19 protein-coding genes are annotated in these 18,891 nt (G+C 56.6%); 15 read left to right on the top strand and 4 right to left on the bottom strand.

Annotation, left to right across the window (positions count from 1 at the left end):
• Position 1 precedes the first annotated feature (1 nt).
• The 4 genes from LAD35_RS04800 to LAD35_RS04815 all read left to right on the top strand — a co-directional run bounded on the left by LAD35_RS04800 (position 2) and on the right by LAD35_RS04815 (position 5,994).
• Positions 2-988: a PilW family protein gene (locus LAD35_RS04800; protein WP_224151569.1), complete on the top strand. Its 987-nt coding sequence runs from the start codon at positions 2-4 to the stop codon at positions 986-988.
• A gap of 19 nt (positions 989-1,007) precedes the next feature.
• A complete protein-coding gene (locus tag LAD35_RS04805; protein ID WP_224151570.1) occupies positions 1,008-1,817 on the top strand; it encodes a pilus assembly PilX family protein in 810 nt (269 codons plus the stop codon).
• A 62-nt stretch (positions 1,818-1,879) separates the two neighbouring features.
• Positions 1,880-5,557 (top strand): pilus assembly protein, encoded by a 3,678-nt coding sequence (locus LAD35_RS04810; protein WP_224151571.1) that lies wholly within the window; start codon positions 1,880-1,882, stop codon positions 5,555-5,557.
• 35 nt (positions 5,558-5,592) lie between these two features.
• On the top strand, positions 5,593-5,994 hold the full coding sequence (locus LAD35_RS04815) for a type IV pilin protein (protein ID WP_317986730.1): 402 nt from the start codon (positions 5,593-5,595) through the stop codon (positions 5,992-5,994).
• A 121-nt stretch (positions 5,995-6,115) separates the two neighbouring features.
• On the opposite strand, the gene LAD35_RS04820 is transcribed toward LAD35_RS04815, so the two are convergent.
• The 3 genes from LAD35_RS04820 to LAD35_RS04830 all read right to left on the bottom strand — a co-directional run bounded on the left by LAD35_RS04820 (position 6,116) and on the right by LAD35_RS04830 (position 8,741).
• Positions 6,116-6,541: an RNA-binding S4 domain-containing protein gene (locus LAD35_RS04820; RefSeq protein WP_224151573.1), complete on the bottom strand. Its 426-nt coding sequence runs from the start codon at positions 6,539-6,541 to the stop codon at positions 6,116-6,118.
• Complete coding sequence (locus LAD35_RS04825; RefSeq protein WP_224152587.1) at positions 6,519-7,898, bottom strand: sensor histidine kinase; 1,380 nt, start codon at positions 7,896-7,898, stop codon at positions 6,519-6,521. The genes LAD35_RS04820 and LAD35_RS04825 overlap by 23 nt, the downstream gene beginning before the upstream one ends.
• Before the next feature lie 147 nt (positions 7,899-8,045).
• A complete protein-coding gene (locus LAD35_RS04830; RefSeq protein WP_224151574.1) occupies positions 8,046-8,741 on the bottom strand; it encodes a response regulator transcription factor in 696 nt (231 codons plus the stop codon).
• Positions 8,742-8,899: 158 nt separating this feature from the next.
• On the opposite strand from LAD35_RS04830, the gene LAD35_RS04835 reads away from it, so the two are divergent.
• The 4 genes from LAD35_RS04835 to LAD35_RS04850 all read left to right on the top strand — a co-directional run bounded on the left by LAD35_RS04835 (position 8,900) and on the right by LAD35_RS04850 (position 12,757).
• Positions 8,900-9,862, top strand: a complete 963-nt coding sequence (locus LAD35_RS04835; protein WP_224151575.1) for a Bug family tripartite tricarboxylate transporter substrate binding protein — start codon at positions 8,900-8,902, stop codon at positions 9,860-9,862.
• Positions 9,863-10,177: 315 nt separating this feature from the next.
• Complete coding sequence (locus tag LAD35_RS04840; protein WP_224151576.1) at positions 10,178-10,768, top strand: tripartite tricarboxylate transporter TctB family protein; 591 nt, start codon at positions 10,178-10,180, stop codon at positions 10,766-10,768.
• Positions 10,768-12,282: a tripartite tricarboxylate transporter permease gene (locus tag LAD35_RS04845; RefSeq protein WP_224151577.1), complete on the top strand. Its 1,515-nt coding sequence runs from the start codon at positions 10,768-10,770 to the stop codon at positions 12,280-12,282. The genes LAD35_RS04840 and LAD35_RS04845 overlap by 1 nt, the downstream gene beginning before the upstream one ends.
• 169 nt (positions 12,283-12,451) lie before the next feature.
• Positions 12,452-12,757 carry an ArsR/SmtB family transcription factor gene (locus LAD35_RS04850; protein ID WP_224151578.1) on the top strand — a complete coding sequence of 102 codons (306 nt, stop codon included), beginning with the start codon at positions 12,452-12,454 and terminating at the stop codon, positions 12,755-12,757.
• Positions 12,758-12,823: 66 nt separating this feature from the next.
• On the opposite strand, the gene LAD35_RS04855 is transcribed toward LAD35_RS04850, so the two are convergent.
• Positions 12,824-13,240, bottom strand: coding sequence for a DsrE family protein (locus LAD35_RS04855; protein ID WP_224151579.1), 417 nt, complete (start codon positions 13,238-13,240; stop codon positions 12,824-12,826).
• A gap of 320 nt (positions 13,241-13,560) precedes the next feature.
• On the opposite strand from LAD35_RS04855, the gene LAD35_RS04860 reads away from it, so the two are divergent.
• From LAD35_RS04860 to soxZ, 7 genes are all read left to right on the top strand, one after another.
• Positions 13,561-14,427: an MBL fold metallo-hydrolase gene (locus LAD35_RS04860; protein WP_377779489.1), complete on the top strand. Its 867-nt coding sequence runs from the start codon at positions 13,561-13,563 to the stop codon at positions 14,425-14,427.
• Positions 14,424-14,912, top strand: coding sequence for a thioredoxin domain-containing protein (locus LAD35_RS04865; protein WP_224151581.1), 489 nt, complete (start codon positions 14,424-14,426; stop codon positions 14,910-14,912). Before LAD35_RS04860 ends, LAD35_RS04865 begins: the two co-directional genes overlap by 4 nt.
• 220 nt (positions 14,913-15,132) lie before the next feature.
• The gene (locus LAD35_RS04870; RefSeq protein ID WP_224152588.1) at positions 15,133-15,435 is read left to right on the top strand and encodes a c-type cytochrome; all 303 of its coding nucleotides are present in this window, start codon (positions 15,133-15,135) and stop codon (positions 15,433-15,435) included.
• A 55-nt stretch (positions 15,436-15,490) separates the two neighbouring features.
• Complete coding sequence (soxC, locus tag LAD35_RS04875; protein ID WP_224151582.1) at positions 15,491-16,840, top strand: sulfite dehydrogenase; 1,350 nt, start codon at positions 15,491-15,493, stop codon at positions 16,838-16,840.
• On the top strand, positions 16,824-17,930 hold the full coding sequence (locus LAD35_RS04880) for a c-type cytochrome (protein ID WP_224151583.1): 1,107 nt from the start codon (positions 16,824-16,826) through the stop codon (positions 17,928-17,930). Before soxC ends, LAD35_RS04880 begins: the two co-directional genes overlap by 17 nt.
• Before the next feature lie 69 nt (positions 17,931-17,999).
• The gene (gene soxY, locus LAD35_RS04885; RefSeq protein ID WP_224151584.1) at positions 18,000-18,455 is read left to right on the top strand and encodes a thiosulfate oxidation carrier protein SoxY; all 456 of its coding nucleotides are present in this window, start codon (positions 18,000-18,002) and stop codon (positions 18,453-18,455) included.
• A 28-nt stretch (positions 18,456-18,483) separates the two neighbouring features.
• Complete coding sequence (gene soxZ, locus LAD35_RS04890; RefSeq protein WP_224151585.1) at positions 18,484-18,795, top strand: thiosulfate oxidation carrier complex protein SoxZ; 312 nt, start codon at positions 18,484-18,486, stop codon at positions 18,793-18,795.
• The last annotated feature ends 96 nt before the right edge of the window (positions 18,796-18,891 follow it).

The following is an 18,891-nucleotide window of genomic DNA, read 5'->3' on the forward strand; positions in this document are numbered from 1 at the left end:
TATGCCAAAAAAAATAGTCACTGGTAGCCGTCACATGTGTGTTGAAGATAGGAGATATTCGAAAAAAGGATATCAACGCGGTGTTAGTCTCGTCGAGTTGATGGTTGGTATTGCTATTGGCCTAATGGTGGTAGCCGTAGCTGGGGGGGTGTTGATGGTTTCTCGTGGTCTTACTGGAACTGTCAGCGATGTCAGTCAGATTCAACAGCAAGCGGCGTATGCGCTGCGAGCCATTGGACAACAGGTGCGCCAGTCCGGTTCGCTTTACCTCAATCTCAATCCTGAAAATGAGACCAATACTGATATCGACCGTTATGCGATACCAGTGGCATTCGAAACTCGGGCGGGAACAGGTAATTTCGGATTTGATCCCAAGACGGACTCAATTAGGGGCACTGCCACAACGCTCAACGTGGGATACAGTCGTTATGCGGAAACCTTATTTTTTAAAGAAAATGCAAGTGACCCCGATGCTCAATCGCAATCGCGCGACTGTTTAGGCGGTCCCTCGGATGCTGCTGCCAACTCAATATATCGGCGCTTACAAAGCAATTTTTCGTTCAGTGCAATCGGCGGCAGCAATGATCTTGTCTGTACCGGCACCGCCATTCCTGCACAAACACAGCCAATTGTAACCAATGTCGCCAATTTTCAGATTCGCTATCTATTACAGGGAAAGAGTGGTAGTAATGCAGGCAGTACCACCATCAGATATGCCAATACTGGTGATTCTGGCTTTAGCTGGGCCAAGGTGACGGGAGTAGAAGTCTGCTTAGTACTTTATGGTACCGAGCGTATGGATTTGCTTACAGGCGATATCTCATCCTATACCGATTGTGACGGAACGACTCGAGTCGACATGTCCAGTGCTGCTTCTACTGATATGAATGGCGTTGCTATTGGTACTGCCCGCGCTGGGCGTTTGCACATGGTATTTCGTAATACTTATCAATTGCGCAGCCAGGGGCTGATCGGCAGCGTCCTGTGATCTCTAAAAAGAGCAAAAAATGATGCAAGAGCGATCCTTCTCCTTTCACTCTCCATGTCAAATTGGTGCCGGTGCACAGCAGCGTGGCATTGCGCTGTTTGTGGTCATTGTGTTTGTCATGTTGTCGATGCTGCTGGCATTGTGGGCTTCGCGTACTTCGATATTCAGCGAAATGGTGGTCGGTAATGATGCTGATTACCAGCGTGCCTATGAAGCCGCGCAGGCGCTGCTGCAGGATGCGGAACTGGATATCCGTGGCCAAGATGCTGGTGGCAGTCCATGTACGCCGAACACCAGTAACGACAAAGTTTGTCGCCGCAATCCCAGTATTGATCAAATCCCATTAGAGGGCAAAGACGTAGGCAAGCTGCTGGCGGAGCTGAATGCGGCAAATACCTCTGTCAACCCCACACAATGCAACAATGCCCTTTGTATTAAGCGCGAAGGTGTGCAGGATTTTTGGAATAACGCAGATCCTAGCCGGGGCACTACATTGGGCCAGATGACGGGACCTACCAGTGCAGGGGGAGTTGTAGGTGCGCGTTATGGAATGTTCACTGGCGCGCAATTGGGTACTTCAAATCCTATTCTTGCGGAAACGGCTGCAGGCAAAGGAGGTTGGTACTGGATAGAGGTGCTTCCATATAGCGAAAGCAGCAAAAATGCTGGCTTGATTGTTGATGCCTCTGGTGTTTCCACCAAAAACTACCTCGCGCTCAATTTGCTGCCCAGTGTAGTCTACCGTATCACATCGGTGGCTAATGGCCGCAAGCCTGGCTCCATGGTTGTGCTGCAGCAAACCTATGCGCGGCAAAAGCTCAAGGATTGATTGGGTTGCCAGTTAATGAGCCCTTTCATAAATTTCATGATCGCGTAAACGCAATTTAATAAATGAACCAATTGGATAGAGAGGAGGGTAGTATGGCCTGTAACGCACCCCATCGCTTTCGCAAAAACCTATTAACCATAGCGGTCATTGCAGCTATTGTGCCGCATGGCGCATTTGCGCTGGATTTGGCCAGTGGACCACCGGGCACTAAAGAGCCCTATGTAGCGCCCAACGTTATTCTGTCTTTGGATGACTCGGGAAGTATGGGTAATGCCGCCACTGTGGGAACCAAGGCATATACACTCAAAGCTGCTTTGATAGATGTGTTTAATGACACGAGTCTACTGCCAGATGGAAAAATTCGACTTGCCTGGCAAACGATGAACAGCGTTCCAAAGGTCAATGGATCCCAATGGCTGACAACTTTAGGCACAGGTGCTGCTTCTGCGTCAACAGCAAATACCTCGGCCAACAGGAATCTCATGCGTCCGCTGGAAGGTCAGCATCGTGCCAATTTTCTGACCTACATGGCTAACTTTCAGGCAAGCGGCGGCACTCCTACTCACGATATGGTACAGCGTGCCGATCAATATATGCGTGCTGGTCTCAATCAGAATGGACCTTGGGCAACTAAGCCGGGGCAAGGTAGTCCTGAGTATTTAGGTTGCCGTCGCAACTACCACATTCTATTGACCGATGGTGGTTGGAATGGGAGTGAAAGGACAACCTCTCCTCGCAATTATGATGGGGCGGCGACTACGCTACCTGATGGCACCGTGTATGGCAGCAATACCGCCAATAATCGGCTCTACAGAGATAGTGAGAGTTACACGACAATAGCTGATTGGGCGATGTATAGCTGGGGAACTAAATTACAGGATCCAGCCCTATTGGATGGTACGGTGCAGCCATCCGTTGATTATCGTAAGGCGCCTAGCGACGAAACATTCAAAAACCGGGTGACTGGGGCAACAGCAACACTGGATCGTTTTTGGAACCCGCGCTACGATCCTGCTACTTGGCCGCATATGGTGACTTTCACAATTGGTTTTGGTATTGATGCCCTACCCAGCGTGAATTATCTTTCTAATGGAAAGAATGCAGCAATGACAAAGCCGACGTCGATGCTGCCTTACGGGTTTGATGGAAATTTGGCAGATTATGCCAATGGAACTTATTCATGGAAGGCCTGGGGCGGGCAGACAAGTGGCCCACCAGGGGTTGGTACTGCAGATCGCGGTCACGACATGTGGCATGCTGCCCTGAATGGGCGTGGCTCATTTTATGCGGTAGAGAAAAACGAAGACTTGAAAAAGGCCTTCCAGGCTATTATTGGTACTATCAATACTGAGAATAGCGCTGACTTGACATCTACTGCGGCCAGTGGCGCCAATGCATCACGTTTTGATGTTGCTACCTTTACAGGCGCTTACGAGCCCTCCAATGCTTGGAAGGGGTATGTAAAAGCTGAAACTGTAAACAAAGACGGTAGTACAACCGAAATATGGGGGAAAAAAAATACATCGCAGCTGCTGGATGCAGTGAATCCAAGTAGTCGTCTGATTTTGAGCTGGAGCGACCAATTGGCATTGGTAGACGCAGCAGTGGCAGAAAAAGGTGGTGTGGCATTTAAATGGTCTACTAGCCAGACCTATCTGAGTACCACACAAAATGCAAAAATAGGCTTAAACACAACGTCTCCATTGGTTACTAGTGGAGCGAATATTTTGGCCTATATTCGAGGCGAGCGTATTTATGAGGCGCCGGATGGTGGGGCAACTTCTAGCATGCCTTTTCGCAAGCGTCAAAGTATTCAAGGCGATATTATAAATTCAGGAGTGTGGTATACAGGGGCGCCAGCGGGTACGTATGCACAGCAAGGATATAGTAATTTCGTGCGCGCCCAAAAATCCCGCGAACCTATGATATATGTAGGGGGCAATGATGGTATGCTGCACGGATTTTCTGCTGCTGATGGCTCTGAAAAAATCGCTTATATCCCTCAAGGAGTGATCGCCTCACTTAAAGACTTAACTAGTCCTGGTTATACCCACAAATACTATGTAGATGGTTCTCCCATGACTGGTGATGTGGAATTGGGTGGTGTAGTGACTGGCGGTGCTGGCTCTTACTACCAGCCTAATTGGCGTACCTTGCTTGTGGGTACATTGGGTGCTGGAGGCAAAGGCTATTTTGTGCTAGACGTCACCAACCCCGTCGTTGGGAGTTCTTCGAGTGCCCCCACCTTTACGGAAGCGAATGCGAGTACGCTGGTCAAATTGGACCGAACGCGCGGAGTTGCGGACGAACGAAACTGCACCTCTCTGACCAGTGGTTCCGCAGAGAAGGCTTTTTGCGAAAAGGCCGCTGATGAAGACAAAGACATTGGCTATATCACGGCAAAACCGGTATTGGATGAAAGCGACCCCATGCGCACTACCCAGATTACACGCATGAACAATGGGCGCTGGGCAGTAGTTCTGGGCAATGGATATAACAGTGCCAATCAACGTCCAGTGTTGCTGGTGCAGTATCTGGATGGCAAAAAAGAGCTATTGCGGCTTGTTGCAACGGGGGCAATTACTGCTCCCGCACCCGTGGGTTGCACTAACTTTGACGCAGACTGCTATCGCACCAAGGACAATGGCCTGTCAGCGCCGCGGTTGGTGGACTTGAATGGTGATGGTCGAGTCGACATTGCCTATGCAGGTGACAACAATGGTAATTTGTGGAAGTTTGACCTGACCAGTGATGATGCTGGCCAGTGGAGCGTAGCTTTGGGTGGTACCCCGTTGTTTACTGCACGTGGGCCAGCCTCGTTGGGTTCTAGTGCACGTAATAATCCGCAGCCCATTACCGTGGCCCCGACTGCGCGTGCCAATGACCGAAAGAAGTGCTTGGAATTCGTGGTGGTGGGCGGCATTAAATCCTGTAAATCTGGGAAGGAAGAGGCCGTTGGAGGCATGATGGTCTCTTTTGGTACAGGTCGCAATGTAACGACCTCTGACCCTAATAGCGTAGAGGTGCAGACCTTGTACTCAGTGTTGGATAACACTCGCTACCAGTTGCGCTATAGCGGCAACTCATCTAAAAAGCAGTTAAAAGTCTGTGATGCGTCAGCATGCCCTACACCTGCGGCACTGGGTATCGGGGTTGTGACTGCAGGGCTTGTCAAACGGTCGATCACTGCAGCGAATATTAGCGGCACGTCTGCAACACCGGGTGCCGGCCGGGTGGTGGAGGATGAAGATTTGTATGAAACAGACGATGCCTACACCAAATATTGGCTGAAGACAAAGAATGGCTGGTATATGGACTTGCCTGCTGTGGGTGAGCGTTTGCTTAAGAGTATGGAGATGTATGACAACACCAATATTCTGATGGCTTATACTCAAGTGCCTGCCAAGGGATCGAATGTAGATGTGACCAAAGAGAGTTGCGAATCTACATCAGTGGATGCTGAACGTCAGTACCGTACCATGCTAAATATTATGGATGGGGCAAAGCCTAGCATTCAATTGGTAGATGCAGCAAATAATGGAAGCTATAAAGCCACGGATAATGACAGTGCTTCACGTGTGCAAGTAGACAAGGGACCGCATTCGCAAATCGCATCGTCCGAGACCATCATGCTGGATATAAGTACCTGCAAGAATGATAAATGTCTACACGATGAGGCTGAGCGTATTCTGCGCATGCCTGAGCAATCGCTGCGTCCCAGCTGGCGCCAACTGAAATGAGCGGAGGCCAAGGAATGCACAAGAGAAGCAGAGTGATGCAGCAACGCGGATTTACATTGATTGAGCTAATGATTGTGGTGGCCGTGGTGGGTATTCTCACAGCCATTGCAATGCCCAGCTATAACGAATATATGCGTCGCGGTTATAGAGCCGAAGGGCGCGCTGCTTTGCTGCAAGCAGCGCAATGGATGGAGCGTGCGGCTACGGCCGGTGGAACATATCCGCTAAAGGCGGTCTTTCCCGAGAGCCTGAAAAAGGTGCCATCAGACCGTTACGATATTAGTATCGAATCCAGCGATGGCTCGACCTTCACATTGATCGCCACGCCCAAAGGCAGTCAAGTGGGAGATAAGTGCGGTAGCTACACGTTGACGAACACTGGTTTTCAAGACCTACTGGGCAATACCGCAACTGTTGCGGAGTGTTGGCGTAAGTAATGTTTATAAGATTCGTAAGAATTATGTGCCAAAGGTGCGTTACTGGTGCAGGCTGCTTGGGGATTTTCGTTAAGCTTACCTAAAGGCAAAGCGCCAAAAGCTATTCTTCTTTGGTGAACTTTCACTCCGCACTCCACCGATCCCCCCAATCTCGCAATCCTTGCAACTCTCGTCTGTCGCGCTTGGTGGGACGGCCGTCCTTGAGCGTATTGGCGGGTTCGGGGGCCAAGCGGCGCTGTTCGGCCAGCGTGGCCCTCTGTGTAATGCTCTCTGCGGTCTCGGTGTAAAGCGCCTGTGCGGTGGGTGCGGGCCCACGGGTGCGGGCCATGGCGGCAATGACCACAGTCTTGGGGATGTTGCCCTGTTGCAGTTCCACGGTATCGCCTGCTCTTACCTCTTTGCCAGGCTTGGCGCTGGTCTGGTTGACGCGCACATGGCCTTTGCTGATGGCTTCCACCGCGATGGCGCGTGTCTTGTAGAAGCGCGCGCACCACAGCCATTTGTCGATGCGCATGGATTCACTGTCAGAGGTGTCGGATGTGGACATGTGAGGAAGGTGGGGATGTGTTGGCTACTAAAGCAAACTCTACTACAGCGTCGAATCCTTCAACGGCGCCGTTGCCATGGCGGTTACGCAAGTGCAGTTGTGCATGAAGCGCATCACAGATGGAGCGGCAAATGGCAAGGCCCAGGCCTGATCCGCCATTGGGTGTACCGCTGACAAAAGGCTCTGCCAAGCGTGTCTGTACCGCCGGGGATACGCCTTCGCCCCAATCGCTGACGCGCAGAATCGGGTGATTTTCTTCAATGGCCAACCTGATCTGCAAGGGCGCACCATGCGGTGAATGCTGTATGGCGTTGTGCAGCAGATTGCGTACCAGTTCACGAAGCATCCAGGGGTGGGCCAGCAGCGTCAGCTCTTCGCTCACCAGTTCAAACTGCAGGTTCTTTTCGGCCAGAAGGGGGGATAGCTCGATGACCATGTCGCGCATGATCTCGGTCAAGCTGACGGGCTGCGCCTGCTCCGACTGCTGCAACTGCTCTACTTTTGCGAGCGACAGCATCTGGTTGGCCAGCTGGGTTGCGCGGCCTACTGTGCTGTTGATCTCATGCAAGGCCTGGAGTGGCTCCACATCGCCGCGCAAGGCCGATTGCACCTGAACCTTGAGCACGGCCAGTGGCGTGCGCAATTGATGCGATGCATCACGCACAAAGCGTTTCTGGTGTGCCAGCAGATGGGCCAGGCGCGCCATGGCGCGGTTGGTGGAGTCCACAAGGGGCAGTACTTCGACGGGGGTGGCGGGTGGCACTTTTAGCGGCTGCAGATCGTCGTTGCTGCGGCTGTTGAGCTGTTCGCTCAATTGCAGGATGGGCAGGGTGGCTCGGCGCACCACGAACACAACGACACATGCAATGCAGACAAACAGCAGCGCCTGCTTGAACAAGGTGCCCAGCAGAATCTCTCGGGCAAGGGATTCTCGGATCTGCAGTGTTTCTGCCACCTGCACGATGGCCATGCCGCGTCCGTTGGCGCTGGCTACAGGTTGCAGCAGCGCGGCAATGCGAACAGGCATACCTCGGAACTCCCCATTGTAGAAGTCCACCAGGGCCGCATAGGGCGGCTGCTGGGCGATCCGGCCCCTCCACAGTGGCAGTTCGGCAAAGCCACCAACCAGTTCGCCCGCCATCGTGGAGACGCGATAGAACAGGCGCGACTGGTTGTCCGCCTCAAAGGCCTCCAGGGCGGAGTAGGGGACGGTGGATTCGACAATGGCCAGTTCGTCATAGCCTTGCACCGTCAGCTGCTCACCAATTACCTTGGCCGATGCCAGCAAGCTGCGGTCATAGGCGGTGTTCAGGGACTGGAGCGACTGCTGGTAGAGGCTGCTGGTGTTGTAGACCATGAAGATGACCACGGGCAGCAGAATGCCGAGCAACAGATTTCGGCGGATGGAGCTATTCGAGTTGCTGGCTGTATGAGGGCTACTGGAGCTCGGCTTTGCAGTGTTGGCTGGCGTGGGCATGTCTTGCAGGTGGTACGGGGTGGCATGCTATTCGGCTGGAGTACCGCCGGATTTGAGCAGGTAGCCCAGGCCGCGCAAGGTCATCAGCTGCATGCCGGTAGGGGCCAGTTTTTTTCGCAGGCGGTAGGCCACGACTTCGACCGCTTCGAGCTGCACGTCGGGCTCGCCGGCAAACACGGCGGCGAACAGGCGCTCCTTGGTGACGGCCTGGCCCATGGGCTGGATCAGGGTCTTGAGGAAGGCGACTTCCCTTGGTGTCAGCTCAAATATGGCGTCCTGCCAGTAAAAGGCCTCGGCGGACTTGTCATAGCGCAGGCTCCCGGCGGCCGTTGTGGCTGGTGTAGCACTGTCTGGTGCAGTGGGCTGCGACCGCCGCACCAGGGCGCGGATGCGGGCCTCCAGCTCATCCAGGTCAAATGGCTTGGCCAGATAGTCGTCAGCGCCGGAATTGAGGCCAAGCACGCGGTCACCCACCGTACCGCGCGCAGTCAGGATCAGGGTGGGGGTGGCCAGGCCTTCTGCTCGTGCCTGGGCAATGATGTCCAGCCCATCCATATTGGGCAGGCTCAGGTCCAGCAGCACGGCATCGGGCCGCAGCCGACGCCAAGCATGCAGCGCGGCTGCGCCGTCGGTAATGGGAGTGACATCCATGCCGCGCCGCTGCAGTGTGCGCTGCAGGGTGGTCTGCATGGTGGCATCGTCCTCGATCAAAAGCAGGTGCATGCCAGCAAGTTTGCACCATATTGAAGGCTGTTCGTACCGTGGGTGCGGCCCCCGAACCCTTGGTGTTTCCCCTAGTGAATCAACGCAGGCGTGACAGCCATTTGACAGGTATTGCCACGATCATCGGTTCATCTACAACATCTTCCAAGGAGACAATCATGCGTCGTGACGAGTTCCTTAAATCCATGCTGGCATTGGCTGCTGCCGGAGCCTTGCCGCTCAGCGCCCATGCTGCTGCAAATCTGAAAATGTTGCTGCCTGCCAACCCTGGTGGTGGCTGGGACACCACGGGCCGTGCACTGGGCAAGGCCTTGCAGGACGCCGGCGTGGCTGGCTCGGTCACCTACGACAACAAGGGCGGCGCGGCCGGTGCCATTGGCCTTGCGCAGTTCGTCAATGGCAGCAAGGGCGATGCCAATGCCATGATGGTGATGGGCGCGGTCATGCTGGGCGGCATTATCACCGGCAAGCCGCCGGTGGATCTGAACCAGGCGACGCCTTTGGCTCGCCTCACCAGCGAATACAACGTCTTTGTGCTGCCTACCAATTCGCCGTTCAAGACCATGGCAGATGTGGTGGCGCAGCTCAAAAAGGATCCGGGCTCCGTCAAATGGGGTGGCGGCTCGCGCGGATCGACCGAGCACATCGCTGCTGCGATGATTGCACGGGCGGTGGGCGTGGATCCCGCCAAGATCAATTACGTTGCCTTCCGTGGCGGCGGCGAGGCGATTGCCGCCATCCTGGGTGGCAATGTCACCGTCGGAGGCAGCGGTTTCAGCGAATTTGCCGAATACATCTCGACTGGCAAGATGAAGCCGATTGCCGTCACGGCTGCACAACGCCTGGAGGGTGTGGATGTTCCCACACTCAAGGAGCAGGGTATTGATGTGGAGATCGGCAACTGGCGCGGCGTGTATGGTGCCCCCGGCATCAGTGCGGAGCAGCGCAAGAATCTGATCGACATGCTGGACAAAGCCATGAAGAGCAAGAGCTGGGCCGAGTCGATGAAGAAGAACGACTGGACAGCCGCCTGGCTGGCGGGCGATGACTTCAGCAAGTTTGTATCGACGGAATTTGCCAGCCTGAAAGACACGATGACCCGCGCAGGCATGGTGTCCTGATTCTTGTGCTGCCCTGGCGGTTCTGCTCCGCCAGGAGCGATTCTCAGATTTTCTGTTTATTAAAAAGATAGCTGCTGGCGCTTGGCGGATAAGCGCCAGGACTTGTTTTTCTCAAGATTTCAGGTGCTGGAAGCAGGTTGTGGATTGTGGGCAGGCGGCCTGCCGGTGGTGGATTGAGATGCGATGTGGTCAGCGCACTGCATTGCTGCTGCACAGCGTCGCTTCTCTGCGGCGATGGTTCGGGCCCGCCTGCACCCCAGAGTCCATGATCCAACATTGCCGTGCACCATTCCAAAGGACAAAGGAGACGCCGACATGAGCCCAATGGCAGATCCCCATGCAGCGGCCGGTACCGCTGCCAATAATTCGTCAGGCGCGGAGCCTGGTTTTGAACACGCCCATCAGCCAAGCACGGCGGCCCAACTGGCCGTTGGCATTGCTGTGCTGGTGGTGGCGGGCCTGCTGTCATGGGGTGCGTTGCACATCCCATCCCAAGCCGGTTACAGCGGCGTCGGGCCTGATTTCCTGCCCTGGCTGGCCGCCTGCGTGCTCGGTCTGTGCGGGCTGTGGCTGTGCTGGGAAGCGCTGAGTGGCGGCTACCGTCACCTGGACGCGCCGGACGGTGCGCAGCACGGCGACTGGGGCGCACTGGTCTGGGTATGTGCTGGCTTGCTCATCAACGCGGCGCTCATCACCACCTTGGGCTTCATCGTCAGCTGTACGCTGTGCTACGCCGTGGCAACACAGGGCTTGCGTCGCGCCTCTGGCCAAGCCCATGCGGGCAGCGCCAGAACCATTGGCACCGATCTGTTCACCGGAGCGGTGATTTCGGCGCCGGTGTTCTGGACCTTCACGCAATTCCTGGCAATCAATCTGCCGGGTCTGACGGAAACAGGGTGGCTGTGATGGAAATATTCAACGCATTGCTCCAAGGCTTCGCCACCGCAGCGACGCCAGTCAACCTGCTGTGGGCGCTGGTCGGTTGCGCGCTGGGTACGGCAGTAGGCGTGCTGCCCGGCATCGGTCCTGCAGTAGCCGTGGCCATGCTGCTGCCCATTACTGCCAAGGTGGAAGTCACCGCCTCGATGATCTTCTTTGCCGGTATCTACTACGGCGCCATGTACGGTGGCTCGACCACGTCGATCCTGCTGAACACCCCAGGCGAGACTGCGAGCATGGTGACGGCCATGGAGGGCAACAAGATGGCCAAGAGCGGCCGCGCTGGCGCGGCGCTCGCCACGTCGGCCATTGGCTCTTTTGTGGCCGGTACCATTGCCACCGTGGTGGTGACGCTGTTTGCTCCCTATGTTGCAGATTTCGCTGTCAAGCTGGGGCCGCCGGAGTATTTCATGCTGATGGTGCTGGCTTTCACCACCGTGAGCGCGGTGCTCGGCAAGAGCAGCCTGCGCGGCATGACCGCGCTGTTTCTCGGTCTTGCCATTGGTTGCATCGGCATGGACCAGATCACTGGCACGGCCCGCTATACGATGGGCAAGCCGGAGTTGCTGGACGGTATCGACATCGTGCTGGTGGCGGTGGGCCTGTTTGCCGTGGCTGAGGTGCTGTATTACGCGCTGTACGAGGGCAAGACGCGTGACTCGCAGAACAAGATGGGCCGCGTGCACATGACGCGTCGCGACTGGAAGCGTTCAGTGCCTGCATGGATCCGCGGCACGGTGATTGGAACGCCCTTTGGCTGCATTCCCGCTGGCGGTACGGAGATTCCGACCTTTCTGAGCTATGCCACCGAGAAGAAGCTGGCCAAGGGCGAAGACAAGGCAGAGTTCGGTACCTCCGGCGCCATCGAGGGCGTTGCAGGCCCGGAAGCTGCCAACAACGCGACTGTCACGGCGGCGTTGATTCCGCTGTTGACGCTGGGCATTCCTACCAGCAACACCACCGCCGTGTTGCTGGGGGCATTCCAGAACTACGGCATCAACCCGGGCCCGCAGCTATTTACCTCTTCGGCTGCACTGGTCTGGGCACTGATCGCTTCGCTTTATATCGGCAATGTGATGCTGCTGGTGCTGAACCTGCCCATGGTGGGCATGTGGGTCAAGCTGCTCAAGATTCCCAAGCCGCAGCTGTATGCAGGCATTCTGATCTTTGCGACCGTCGGAGCGTATGGCATGCGCCAAAGCACGTTTGATCTGTACCTGCTGCTGGCTATCGGTGCGCTGGGTGTGGTGATGCGCCGGTTTGATTTTCCTACTGCGCCCGTGGTGGTTGGCATGATTCTCGGGCCGCTGGCTGAGGCGCAAATGCGCAACGCCGTGGCTATTGGGGAAGGCAGCTGGAGCATCTTCTGGCAGCGGCCCATGTCGTTGGCGTTGATCATCATCGTGCTGGCTGTGCTGATTGTTCCACGCGTGCTCAAGGCAAGAGGGAGCAAAAAGGCCGCAATGCCGGCTTCGGCATGAGGCATCGGCCATCCACTTTCAGGCGCCCGGACGGGCGCCTTTTTATTCATGGAGGGCGTGCAAAGGCATCAGGCAATTGCATGGGCTCTGCTATATAGTGGTGTACCGGCAAGGTATGGTGGCCTGGCCGGAAAGCTGGCCAGTCGCTGCAGATGGAAGGAATGCGGGCATGGAATCGCAAGAGATAGAAGACGACGGCGTGTATGAAAGCGCCGCAGAGCTATTCAAGGCCATGGCCGCGCCCATGCGGCTCAAGATCATCAGCGCGCTGTGCAATGGTGAAAAGAACGTGTCCGAACTGCTGACATCGATCAACACCACGCAGCCCAATATGTCGCAGCACCTGAACACCTTGTACCAGGCAGGGGTGCTGGGCAAGCGGCGCGAGGGGGTCAGCATCTACTACTACATTGCAAATGACAAGGTGGTGCAGATGTGCCGCAGCGTCTGTCTGCAGATTGCCATGGAAGATTGAAGGCTCCATCCGCAAAATGTGAAAAGGCAGCCGGTGGCTGCCTTTTTTGCTGATGATGCAGGGCGATCAGGGCTTCAAGTACACGAAGCCCTCCTTGGCTTGAAGGCGGGCGACTTCGGCTACGCCGGACGGCACCACCTGTGTTTCCATCAGCAGCTTCGATGCGTCAATCTTGCGGCTCTGCAAGGTGTTGTTGCACACGCGAAACTCCACACCCTTGGCGGACAATGCGCTCACCTGTCCGCTGAACTCGCGGCCCTTGCTGTCCTTGGCATCACTGAGCAGGAAATCGATTCCCGGGCCATGCGTCACCACCACGATCTTGTCGGTGGGCGAAGCGTTGAGCTCGTTGGTGATGTTGTTGAGGATGGCTGCTGCAGTCTCGACGCCAGTATTGACGTGGTAGACCACTTTGACCTTGTCCTGGGCAAAGCCGACGGCTGCCATCAAGGACAGGAAGACGGCACACAACAGGCGTTTCATGGGAGGCTCCTTTGCATTGGTAGTATCTCCAGCCCCAAAATATCGCTGGTAACTTATATTAGCAACAGGCAATTGCTTTGCAAAGCCAGTAACAGTACCTAGGATTTCTAGTGAACGGCGGGTGGAGACAGGAGTCAAGCATGGTGGCAACACGGGTGAAATGGGCTTACGCTTTTGCATGGGTGCTGGGCTGGAGTGCTGCAAGCGCGCAGGCGCACGGCACGGATGGAGCATCTGAAATGCCGATGGCCGCAACTGCCAGCACGGCGGCGGGCAATCCATCACAGGGCTTGCCGGGCGCGGCGACAGCAGCCGTCTCGATGGAAGTCAAACGGGTAGCCCCCGATGTGTATTACGTGCAGGGCCTGTCCGCGCTGGGCTCGCCGCAAAACCAGAACTTCATCTCCAATGCTGGCTTCGTCATCACGCAAGACAGCGTGGTGGTGATTGATGCGCTGGGCTCTCCCGCACTGGCCAAGACGCTGGTGCAGAAAATCAGGCAGATCACGAACAAACCCATCAGCACCGTGCTGCTGACGCATTACCACGCTGACCACATCTATGGCCTGCAGGTCTTCAAGGCGCTGGGTGCCAAGATCATTGCCAATGGCTTGGCGCGAGAGTACATCAACTCCGAAACGGCCACGCTGCGCCTGGCGGCCTCCCGCACGGAGCTGGCGCCATGGATCGATGCCGACACCCACCTGGTGAATGCAGATGAATGGGTGAGTGCAGACAACAGTGTGTTCACGATCGGTGGAGTGCAGTTTCAGTTGCAGCACATGGGGCCTGCCCATACGCCGGAAGATACAGCGATTTTCCTCCCGCAAAGCGGTGTGCTGTTCATTGGGGATGTGGTGTTTCGCAACCGTATTCCTTACGTCGGCCAAGCCGACAGCCGCCATTGGATTGCCGCGCTCGACAGCCTGCTGAAGCTCCCCGTCAAGGTCATGGTGCCAGGCCATGGCCCGGCATCGAATGATCCCAAGGTCGACATGCAGCTGACGCGCGACTATCTCAACTACCTGCGCGAATCTATGGCCAAGGCTGCAGGCAATCTGGACCCCTTTGACGAAGCCTACAAATCCACGGATTGGTCGCGCTTTGAGAAGTATCCGCTGTTCAAGGAGGCCAACCGCATGAACGCGTACAACACCTATTTGCTGATGGAGCAGGAAAAACCATGATCCGCCGACGCGATGCCATGCTGGGATTGCTCATCAGCCAGGCAGCAGGAAGCTGGGCAGTGCAGGCCCAGACACTGGACGCATCGGAGCAGCTGCTGCCTACGGCGGCGGATTTGCCCCAAAGCCTGGCGTTGGCCGTGCGTCAAGGCCAACCGCTGGTGGTGTTGGCTACCTTGCATGGTTGCCCATTTTGCAAGGTGGCGCGCGAAAACTACCTGCTTCCTGCCAGCAAGGACGGTGCGGTGGTAACGCAGATCCACTTTCTGTCACGCATGCCTTTGCGTGACTGGGCGGGGCGAGCCACGACCCATGGACAGGTGGTCAAGGACCTGGGCATTGAGGTTGCGCCGACGGTATTGTTCTACGGCCGTGGCGGAAAGGAATTGGTCCCTCGGCTTACGGCGGGTTCCACTTCCGACTTCTACGGCGCATACCTTGACGAACGTCTTGCGCAGGCACGTACATCTTTCAAGTCTGCAATCTAATCCAACGGGCCACGCCGTTGTTCAATGGTATGGAGCCCGATGCAGTAACACCGCGCCTGTACCGGCACGGCTGAAAACCTGAAGTTCGCTATTCATATATGGGATAACGCGGGTATCACCTAGTCCTGCGAGCGGCCAGAATTCTCTAATATTTCGATAAATAAAAATATGCTTATATATAAATAAAGGTGAAGCGATGAGACAACTTCGAAGTGTTTGGATGGCAGGAGCCGTCATGGTGGGGGGCGGGTTGGCAGCAGCTCCCGCATGGGCCAATCTGGCCCTGGCACAGAAGAATGCATGCATGGCCTGCCACAGCGTCGACAAGAAACTGGTGGGCCCGGCTTATCAGGATGTGGCAAAGAAATATGCAGGCCAGGCCGATGCACAAGCCCAGCTCGCCAAAAGCATCAAGGCGGGCGGTTCTGGCAAGTGGGGCGCGGTTCCCATGCCGCCGCAAGCAGCGCTCAGCGATGCAGATGCCAGCATACTGGCTGCCTGGATTCTGGGTGGTTCCAAGTAAGGCAAGCGACCAGCGCTTATTTCTTGGAAAAGCTTTGCTATTGGAAAGGGAGCATATGCGGAGCCAGCTGATGGGCAGGGTGCGCAAGGCGCCAGAGAATTTTGTACCTCCACAGGCGGTGGGTACGGTATTTGCAGAGGCGAAGGCTGGGCGGCGCGACTTCATACGCAGTGCATTTGCCGCTGCTGCAGGCACCGTTGTGGCTTCCGTGCATGCGCAACAGGCGTCGGTGGGAGATGGAGACCCGAACATTCTGGAGTTGCCTGCCCACAGCAAGGGCCTGGGCCAGCCGGTTGTGACCGATGGCTATGGCAAACCCTCCAAGTACGAGGCCAATGTACAGCGTAGGCAAAGCCCCGGGCTCACACAGACCAAGCAGGCCTCGGTATCGTTTGCGCCGCTGCAATCTCTGTTTGGCATTGTTACGCCGAGCGGCCTGCACTTCGAGCGCCACCATCAGGGCTGGTGGGACATTGATCCCTCCAAGCACCGCTTGATGGTCAATGGTCTGGTCAAGAGCGCCAAGGTGTTCACGATGGATGACATCATGCGCCTGCCATCGGTGTCGCGCTTTCATTTCATCGAGTGCGGTGCCAATACGGGTATGGAATGGGGCAATGTGGCCGTGCCAACGGTGCAATATACGCACGGCATGCTCTCGTGCAGCGAGTTCACCGGTGTACCGTTGATCACCTTGCTCGAAATGGCCGGGGCCGATCTGAAAAAGGGCAAGTTCATTCTGGCCGAGGGCGCCGATGGCTCTTCGATGACGCGCACCATTCCGGTGGAGCTGATCACGTCCGGTGAAGTGCTGGTGGCTTATGGCCAGAACGGCGAGATGCTGCGTCCCGAGCAAGGCTATCCGCTGCGCCTCGTGGTGCCAGGCGTGCAAGGTGTCAGCTGGGTCAAGTACCTGCGTCGCATTGAAGTGGGCGATATGCCCTACGCCACCAAAGACGAAGCGGTGCACTATGTGGATCTGATGCCGGACGGCCAGCACCGCCAGTACACCAGCATTCAGGAATGCAAGAGCGTGGTGACCACGCCTTCGGGCGGACAGATGCTGCTCGACAAGGGCTTCTACAACATCACAGGGCTGGCATGGTCAGGGCGCGGCAAGGTCAAGCGTGTGGATGTGAGCGTGGATGGCGGTCGCAACTGGCGCACGGCTCGCCTCGAAGGGCCTGTGATGGAAAAATGCCTTACGCGTTTCAACATCGACTGGGCCTGGAATGGCGAGGAATGCATCATCCAGAGCCGGGCGATGGACGAGACCGGCTATGTGCAGCCTACCTATCAGCAGCTGCGGGCCGTCCGCGGCACGCGTTCCATCTACCACAACAACGCCATCCAGTCGTGGGCGGTGCATGCGAATGGGGAGGTGGCCAATGTTCAGCTTGCGTAAAAAAAGACTGATGGGGTATGCCCTGTTTGTGCTGACTGCTATCAATGGAGTAGCGTTTGCGCAAACTGCTGGAAAAACAGGAGAGCGCTTTCAAGGCATTGGCCGGGAGGCGACTTCCAAGGAAGTACAAGCCTGGGATATCGACGTACGTCCTGATTTCAAAGGACTGCCGCCAGGCTCGGGCTCGGTGCAGAAAGGCATGGATGTGTGGGAGGCCAAGTGTGCATCCTGCCATGGGGTCTTTGGCGAATCGAACGAGGTCTTCAGCCCGTTGATTGGCGGCACCACAGCCGAGGACATCAAGACCGGCCATGCAGCGCGACTGATGGACCCCGCCTTTCCAGGCCGGACCACAATGATGAAGGTAGCCACGGTATCGACCCTGTGGGACTACATCAACCGCGCCATGCCATGGAATGCCCCCAAGACGCTGACCACGGAAGAGGTGTATGCGGTAACCGCCTACCTGCTCAACCTGGGCGGCGTCGTTCCCGATGACTACACGCTCAGCGACAAGAACATTGCCCAAGTGCAGCAGAGAATGCCCAATCGCAATGGCATGACCACCCAGCACGGGCTGTGGCCAGGCAACGAGTTTGCGAACGGTGCAAAGCAGGGAGCAGGCCAGCCGGATGTGCGCGCCACAGCCTGCATGCGCAATTGCGGCCCCGAGCCACAGGTGCGGTCGGCCTTGCCTGCGCATGCAAGCAATAACCACGGCAACCTGGCGGCACAAAACCGCCTGGTGGGTGCGCAGCGCGGTGTTGAAACCGACGGCAGCAATGGCAAGTCTGGCAAGGCAGAGACGAAGGCGGGTGCGAGCGCAGGCAAGGCTGCAGCACCTACCGCGCTGCTGGAGAAAAACGCCTGCATTGCCTGCCATGGCATGGATCAGAAGATTGTGGGCCCGGGATTTGCCGAGATCGCGAAGAAATACCCCGGCAAGAAGGACTATCTTCTGGGCAAGATCAAAGCGGGCGGCACGGGCGTGTGGGGGTCAATGCTCATGCCGCCGCAGCCCGGAATCAGCGACGATGATGCCCAGGCGATTGCCGGTTGGCTGGCGGGTGATTCTGCGGCAAAGCCGTAGCAGGCCTGTTGCTGGCGACTGAACGCATCGGGCCATTCCCATATTCACGTATTACAAGGAGACTGAGACATGAACCGCAGAGATGCACTCAAACATTCCGCAGCCGTTACCGGCTTGCTGCTGGCAGCGGGCTTGCTGCCCCGTGCAGCACTGGCAGCCTACAACCAGACCGCGTTTGATGCAAAGACCGTGGCGGATGTGATCAAGGCCATGGGCGCTGCGGCGCCCGAGGAAAGCAAGGATGTCAGCCTGACCGCGCCAGACATTGCAGAGAACGGCGCAGTCGTGCCCATTGGTGCTGCCACCACCCTGCCCAATGTGAAGCGCCTTCTGGTGCTGGTCGAGAAGAATCCGAACACTCTGGTGGCCGCCTTTGATGTGAATGATGCTGTCGAGCCGAACTTTCTCACGCGCGCCAAGCTGGGCCAGTCTTCGGACGTGTATGCGGTTGCCATCACCGCGGATGGCAAGGCTCTGTTTGCGAAGAAGGAAGTGAAGGTCACCCTGGGCGGCTGCGGCGGCTAAGACGAGACGAGACAACAAGGAGATAGACATGGCAGATCCAATGCGTATTCGCGCCCAGGCAGCGGGTGACAAGACCACGGTGCGGGTGTTGATGTCCCACGAGATGGAAACCGGCCAACGCAAGGATGGGGAAGGCAAGACCATTCCGGCCTGGTTCATCCAGGAAGTGACCGCATCACTCAATGGCAAGCCCGTGCTGACGGCTGAATGGGGGCCTGCGGTATCGAAGAACCCGTTTCTGCAGTTTGTCGTCAAAGGCGCCAAGGCGGGCGACAAGATATCGGTGTCCTGGAAGGACAACAAGGGAGAGACGCGAACCGATGAAGCCACGGTGAGCTGATGGCTGCAACGTCGCAAGGACGAACCTTTCTCGACCTTGCGGCGGCAACTGCGGCAGGATCCGCCACACGGCAGTGCACTTTGCCTGGGTAGACGC

This window comes from Comamonas odontotermitis, assembly GCF_020080045.1.
Taxonomy (GTDB): domain Bacteria; phylum Pseudomonadota; class Gammaproteobacteria; order Burkholderiales; family Burkholderiaceae_C; genus Comamonas; species Comamonas odontotermitis.